The sequence below is a fragment of the Microcystis sp. M49636_WE2 genome, from assembly GCF_030065375.1.
GTDB classification, from domain to species: domain Bacteria; phylum Cyanobacteriota; class Cyanobacteriia; order Cyanobacteriales; family Microcystaceae; genus Microcystis; species Microcystis aeruginosa_C.
The window spans coordinates 1-7,104 of the sequence record NZ_JASJFG010000611.1 but is presented as its reverse complement, the minus strand read 5'-3'; the positions used below and the strand labels follow the sequence as shown (position 1 = coordinate 7,104).

The following is a 7,104-nucleotide window of genomic DNA, read 5'->3' as shown; positions in this document are numbered from 1 at the left end:
AGTCGTTTTTCTGACTTTCTTAAATAACGTGGATTCTCTACAGTATTACCTTGAGCGTCAGTATAAAACTCTTTTAACCCTAAGTCAATTCCTGTTATTTGTCCCGTTGGTTCATGGTATTCTTGCCGCTCTACGTCAATTAAAAACTGGCAATAATAACCGTCAGCACGTCTAACAACTCTTACCCGTTTAATCTGTTGTTCTGAATAATAAACTAAGGTCTTTTGACTACACCATAAATCAAATTCTCCTGCTTTAAAACCATCGGTGAACTTGATTTTACGTCGGTCATCAGATAGTTTGTAGCCCGTTAGTTTATACTCAACCGAACGGCTATGCTTTTTGAACCGAGGAAAACCCTTTTTACCCGGTATCTTAGCATGACAATTCTGGTAAAACCTATTAATTGATTGCCAGGCTCTATCAGCAGCCGATTGACGAGCTTGAGAGTTTAATTTATTAACCCAAGGTGTCCCTTTATTATTAGCTAGTATCGCACAAAGTTTTTGGAGATCATTGCGGGTTTTCCCCTTATTGTCCATCCAATAACGAACACAAGAGTTACGCACAAACTGAGATGTCCTAATTGCTTCATCTAGTCTTTGGTATTGTTCTGGTGTCCCGTTTTTTAACTTAGCTTCTACGACTAGCATTGATTAATCCTCGACCCTGGATCAATTAAGTATAACACAGTTTACCTACAAATGGTAGAATTAAAATCGTGCTTCGCAGTCAATATCCTGGTCGGATTTCATACCCCGCAAAGGTTGATGTCTTGTGGAAAAATTTAGCGGCGGCATTCATCCGACATTTTAGGTAAACTGAAGATTGTTTACTGATTTATTCCCTCCTGATAATTGTCAACGATGAGATTAATCGGGAGAATTAGCAATATTGACGGCCAAAATTTATGGAATCCGCCTATTTTATTCCCCGTCTAGTTATCCCCGTCGGTGATCCCGCCGGGATCGGTCCTGAAGTGGTGTTAAAAGCGATCGCCGATTCCCCAATCTCGTCTATTTGTCAGATTACTCTAATCGGCACCAGAACGCTTCTCGAAAAAGCCTATCACGATCCCCATCTCCTCGATCGCTTTTCTCTGATCGATTTGCCCTACAATCAAGAAAAAATCGTTTTCGGGCGTGGGGATGCCCATAGTGGTGAAATTAGCTTTCTTTACCTGCAAGAAGCCATAAAACGCACCCTCAAGGGCGAATTTGACGGTATTGTCACAGGTCCGATCGCTAAATCCTGTTGGCAGTTGGCCGGTTATGATTTCCCCGGTCAAACGGAGGTTTTAGCTACCATGGCAGGAATTAACCGTTATGGGATGCTATTCGTCGCTAAATCCCCTCACACTGGCTATAACTTACGCACTCTCCTCGCCACTACCCACATCCCCCTGCGAGAAGTTCCCGATACTCTTAACCCCGATCTGATGACCCGAAAATTAGACCTATTGATCGAGTCTTTAAAGCTAGATTTCGGCATCGATCGCCCAAAAATCGCCATATCCGGTCTTAATCCCCACAGTGGCGAAGCGGGAAAACTGGGAAGGGAAGAAAAGGACTGGTTACAGCCTTGGCTAGAGTCAATGGCGCAGCAGTACCCGCAAACCCAATTAATCGGCCTTGTCCCCCCCGATACGCTTTGGGTGGAACCGGGACGCGCTTGGTTTAGCGGTGCAGGACAACCCGCCGACGCATATCTGGCATTATACCACGATCAGGGCTTAATTCCCGTCAAATTAATGGCTTTTGACTGTGCTGTTAACACTACCATCGGTTTACCTTTTGTTCGCACCTCTCCAGACCACGGGACGGCTTTTGATATCGCCGGTCTTGGCATCGCTAGACCCCAGAGTATGCAAGCGGCGATCCAATTAGCGATCGAATTATGTCAGCAGCGCCGTACAGATGGGTTTTAGCTGTTGGGGGTTGGGGAGATGAGAATTATGAATTATGAATTATGAATTATGAATTATGAATTATGAATTAGGAAGTGGGAAGTGGGGAAGCTGTCTCATCACCCTATCACCCCAAAACCCTATCACCCTATCTCCTGTCTCCTGACTCCTATCTCCTGACTCCTATCTCCTGAATCCTAATCCCGATCGCCAAATTAGTGTGAGCAGCGGGACAACAGGAGAACTAAACTAGAGATATAGCGCTCGATAGGAGACAATTGGGATATGGGTATCGCTTCAGTTAACCCTGCCACTGGAGAAATTCTCAAGACTTTTACCCCTCTAACCTCGGAGGAATTGGCGGCGAAATTGGCCCTAGCTGAGACAACTTTTCAGCAGTATCGCCGCACCGCCATCAGTCAACGGGGACAGTGGTTACGGCAAGCGGCGGATATTTTGGAACGGGATCAGGTAGCATTGGCTAAAACCATGACTTTAGAAATGGGGAAACCGATCAAATCAGCGATCGCAGAAGTCCTCAAATGTGCCTTGGTTTGTCGTTTTTATGCCGATAATGCCGCCGGTTATCTGGAAGATGTGTTGATTACCACCGATGCTAGTCGCAGTTTTGTCCGTTATCAACCTTTAGGGGTAATTTTAGCGGTTATGCCCTGGAATTTCCCTTTATGGCAAGTATTTCGCTTTGCTGCTCCCGCTTTAATGGCGGGAAATGTCGGCCTACTCAAACACGCTTCTAATGTTCCCCAATCAGCTTTAGCGGTGGAAAGAATTTTATTAGAAGCTGGTTTTCCTGAAGGCACTTTTCAAACTCTTTTGATCGGGGCCGATCGCGTTAGTGATTTAATTAACGATGAACGGGTAAAAGCTGCCACTTTAACTGGTAGTGAACCGGCGGGGATCAGTTTAGCAGCCGCCGCCGGAAAACAGATCAAAAAGGTGGTTTTGGAGTTGGGAGGTAGTGATCCTTTTATCGTTTTAGATACTGCCGATATCGAGGTGGCAGCGGCTACGGCAGTGACGGCAAGATTGTTAAATAATGGTCAGACTTGTATCGCCGCTAAACGGTTTATTGTCATGGAAACTGTCGCCGATCGATTTGAACAGTTATTAGTGGCTAAATTCCAAGCTTTAAAAGTTGGTGATCCCCTCGATGAAACTGTTGATATTGGTCCTTTGGCCACGGCATCGATCGTCTCGGAAATTGCCGCTCAAGTGGAAAAAACCGTCGCTATGGGTGGTAAAGTCCTTGTGGGGGGTAAACGTTTAGAGGGAAAAGGTAACTTCTATCTACCGACGATTTTAACCGATATTCCTGCTGGTTCTCCGGGGGAAAAAGAGGAATTTTTTGGACCAGTGGCTTTACTATTTCGAGTCAAAAATATCGAGGAAGCGATCTCTTTAGCTAATGATAGTCCCTTTGGTTTGGGTTCTAGTGCTTGGACGAATAACCCCGCAGAAATTGAGCGTTTAATTACCGAAATTGAGGCCGGTTGTGTGTTTATTAACGGGATGGTTAAATCCGATCCTCGTTTACCCTTTGGGGGGATTAAACGTTCCGGTTTTGGACGGGAATTAAGTGTGGAAGGTATTCGCGAATTTGTCAACGTTAAAACTGTTTGGATTAAGTAAATCAGTAGGGTGGGTTAGCAACGCGTAACCCACCACCATAACCAAAATCACTCACCATAATTATCGCTAGTTTACACTATCGAAGATCGTACCCTACGGATTAAAAATATGCCGCGTATTATTGATAATATTGAGTCCCATTTATTGCCAATTTTACGCGAAAGTTTATTAGCATCCCAACGCGCTGATTTTTGTGTGGGTTATTTTAATTTGCGCGGTTGGCAGTCCATTGATACCTATATTGATCACTTTCTCGGTGGTGATTTGTCCTGTTGTCGTCTGCTGATTGGTATGCAGCAAGCACCCCAGGAATTACTACAGCAATCCCTGTCTTTATTGAAGCGCTCAAATGATATAGATAAGGCTACTTGCGCTCGTTTAAGAAAACAAATTGTTCAGGATTTTTGCCAACAATTAACTTGGGGAAATCCTAGCAATCGAGATCAGGCAGCTTTGCAACGGTTGGGAAAACAAATTCAATCGGGTAAGTTAGTAATTCGCTTATTTTTGGGCTATAATCTCCATGCTAAATTATACCTTATTCATCGACAGGATGTCAATAACCCAACGGTGGGATTTTTGGGTAGTAGTAATCTAACTTTTGCGGGATTACAACAGCAGGGAGAATTAAATATTGATGTCCTTGACCACGATGCTTGTGCCAAATTACAAAAGTGGTTTAATGATCGTTGGTTCGATGCTTGGTGTTGGGATATATCCGAGGATATTGTCAAGGTGATTAACGAAAGTTGGGCCCGGGAAAGTCTTATTCCCCCCTATCATATCTATTTAAAAATAGCTTACCATCTTTCCTTTGAAGCGAGAGCCGGTTTAGCGGAATACAAAATTCCCCGACAGTTTGACCAAGACTTACTAGATTTTCAGAAATCGGCCATTAAAATTGCCGCTCGTTATGTGCAAAGACGCGGTGGGGTACTAATTGGCGACGTGGTGGGGTTAGGAAAAACGCGCATCGCTTCCATTCTAGCATATATTTTGCAGGAAGACTACGATTTAGAAATCTTAATTATTTGTCCGAAAAATCTCCTAACCATGTGGGAGGATTACAGCTATAAATACAAATTAAGAGCGAAAATTATCCCCTTAAGTCAGGTTATGCAGGAATTACCCAATCTGCGGCGCTATCGGGTAGTAATTATCGATGAAAGTCATAACCTACGCAATCGGGAGGGTAAACGTTATCGGGTGATACAGGAGTACATTAACACCAATGAAAGTCGCTGTATTCTCTTGACTGCGACTCCCTACAATAAAAACTATCTTGACCTGTCCAATCAACTGCGTTTATTCATTCAAGAGGATACTAATCTCGGAATTCGTCCCGAAAGACTACTAGAATCTCTGGGAGGAGAAATCGAATTTAATCGCAGATACCAATCTTCGGTTAGGTCCCTAGCAGCCTTTGAAAAAAGTGACTCTCCCGACGACTGGAGAGACTTAATGCGTCTCTATATGATTAGACGGACTCGCGGTTTTATCAAAAATAATTATGCTACAGAAGACGAACAGGGTCGTCGGTATCTAAAATTTGCTGATGGGTCGAGGGTTTATCTTCCCCAACGACAACTAAAGACAATCAAGTTTGACCTACAAGACTCGGTTTATGCGCGTTTATATTCGGAAGCAGTGGTGATAACTCTCAACGGATTGAAGTTACCCCGTTACGGATTGGGAAATTATCTAATTAAAGGATGCAAAGGGACAGGAGAGGAAGAAACCATCTTAAAAAGTCTATCCCGTGCGGGTAAAAGATTAATGGGTTTTTGTCGGACGAATTTATTTAAACGTTTGGAGAGTGGGGGGTATGCTTTCCTGCAATCCCTTGACCGTCATATTCTCCGTAACTATATTTTCCTTCATGCCATGGCCAATAATTTACCCCTTCCCATCGGGAGTCAGGATCCAGCTTTGTTAGACACTCGTTATCTGGATGAGGATTTAGTCACTCAGGGAGAAGATGAAAGTATAGAAACCGAGGAGACTGGGGGGATAACCGGATTAGAAAAAGAGTATCAAAAAAGAGCCGAACAAGTGTATCAAAAGTATAGCGGTGATTATCGCAAGCGCTTTCAGTGGATTAACCCCGAGGTGTTTAAACCCGCATTGAAAAAAGACCTAAAATCTGATGCCTTGGCTTTAATAGCATTATTGCAAACCTGTGGGACCTGGCAGCCGGAGACCGACGAAAAGCTAGAGAAGTTATGGCAGCTGTTAGAGGAGAATCATCCCAGAGAAAAGGTGTTAATTTTTAGCCAATTTGCCGATACAGTCAGTTATTTAGTCACTCAGTTGCAAAATCGGGGAGTGGATAAGATTGCGGGAGTGACGGGAAACTCTGCTAATCCTGCGGAAATGGTCCATCGTTTTAGTCCCCGCAGTAATTCTCAGCAAGTGGGGGAAGAAATACGAGTCTTGGTTGCGACGGATATCTTGAGTGAAGGGTTAAATTTACAGGATTGTGCCATTATCGTTAATTATGACCTACCCTGGGCAATTATTCGCCTGATTCAACGGGCCGGAAGGGTAGATAGAATCGGTCAAAAAGCAAGTCAGATTCTCTGTTATTCCTTTTTACCTGCGGAGGGAGTGGAGAGAATTATTAAACTGCGGACGAGACTATCTCAAAGACTGCGAGAGAATGCGGACGTGGTGGGGACCGATGAGGTATTTTTTGAGGAGGAGATGGATAACCAGACTTTATTAGATCTGTATCATGAAAAATCTGAGGTTATCGATGAGGAGGAGGATCAAGAAGTGGATTTAACCTCGGAAGCGTATCAAATTTGGAAAAATGCGATCGAAGTTGACCCTAGTTTAAAACATACCATAGAGACTCTGCCGCCGGTGGTTTATTCTACCCGTTGCCATAGTGGGACAGCAACCCATCCGGAGGGAGTCATGGTTTATCTAAAAACTGCCGGGGGGAATGATGCTTTAGCATGGATTGATAAGCAGGGAAATAGTGTGACTCAATCCCAATTAACTATTTTACGGTCCGCTGCCTGTCATCCCCAAACCCCGGCCATTCCCCCCCATCCCCAACACCATCAGTTAGTACAAAAAGGGACAGAATTAATCGCGGAGGAGGAAAACAACTCCGGATCTAAATTGGGACGATTGACGGGAGCAAAATTTAAGACCTACGAGCGCTTAAAAAGGTATTCTCAAGATAGTAAGGATGATCTATTTGCTCATGAGGATTTATGCAAGGCTCTCGACCAATTGTATCATTATCCCCTCAGACAGTCGGCTCTCGATCGCTTAAATCGTGGTTTAAGAACCGGCATCAGTGACCGACAATTGGCAGACTTACTGGTATCTTTATATAAAGATGACCGTCTCTGTATTGTTCACCCACAAGAATCCACCCAAGAACCTCAGATTATTTGTTCCTTGGGTTTATTTCAACCTTCTTAAGTCCCCCTTATCAAGGGGGATTTAGGGGGATCAAACCAATTCAAGTCCCCCTTATCAAGGGGGATTTAGGGGGATCAAACCAATTCAAGTCCCCCTTATCAAGGGGGATT

At 44.0% G+C, this 7,104-nt stretch carries 4 protein-coding genes; 3 read left to right on the top strand and 1 reads right to left on the bottom strand.

All coding sequences use genetic code 11. The annotated features are described in order from the left end of the window. Window positions 1-653: RNA-guided endonuclease InsQ/TnpB family protein (locus PX484_RS14075; protein WP_288104338.1), on the bottom strand; the 653-nt coding region annotated here is incomplete at its 3' end. A 257-nt stretch (window positions 654-910) separates the two neighbouring features. Between PX484_RS14075 and pdxA the strand changes: the two genes are divergently transcribed. The 3 genes from pdxA to PX484_RS14060 all read left to right on the top strand — a co-directional run bounded on the left by pdxA (window position 911) and on the right by PX484_RS14060 (window position 6,994). Beyond that, window positions 911-1,927, top strand: coding sequence for a 4-hydroxythreonine-4-phosphate dehydrogenase PdxA (gene pdxA, locus PX484_RS14070; RefSeq protein WP_287767506.1), 1,017 nt, complete (start codon window positions 911-913; stop codon window positions 1,925-1,927). A gap of 264 nt (window positions 1,928-2,191) precedes the next feature. Continuing rightward, a complete protein-coding gene (locus PX484_RS14065) occupies window positions 2,192-3,556 on the top strand; it encodes an NAD-dependent succinate-semialdehyde dehydrogenase (RefSeq protein WP_287767504.1) in 1,365 nt (454 codons plus the stop codon). A 108-nt stretch (window positions 3,557-3,664) separates the two neighbouring features. After that, a complete protein-coding gene (locus PX484_RS14060) occupies window positions 3,665-6,994 on the top strand; it encodes a helicase-related protein (RefSeq protein WP_287767501.1) in 3,330 nt (1,109 codons plus the stop codon). Window positions 6,995-7,104 lie beyond the last annotated feature (110 nt).

Bases quoted from the DNA above. Each gene is read 5' to 3' on its own strand.
- PX484_RS14060 (WP_287767501.1), top strand. From the start codon at position 3,665: ATGCCGCGTATTATTGATAATATTGAGTCCCATTTATTGCCAATTTTA.
- pdxA (WP_287767506.1), top strand. From the start codon at position 911: ATGGAATCCGCCTATTTTATTCCCCGTCTAGTTATCCCCGTCGGTGAT.
- PX484_RS14065 (WP_287767504.1), top strand. From the start codon at position 2,192: ATGGGTATCGCTTCAGTTAACCCTGCCACTGGAGAAATTCTCAAGACT.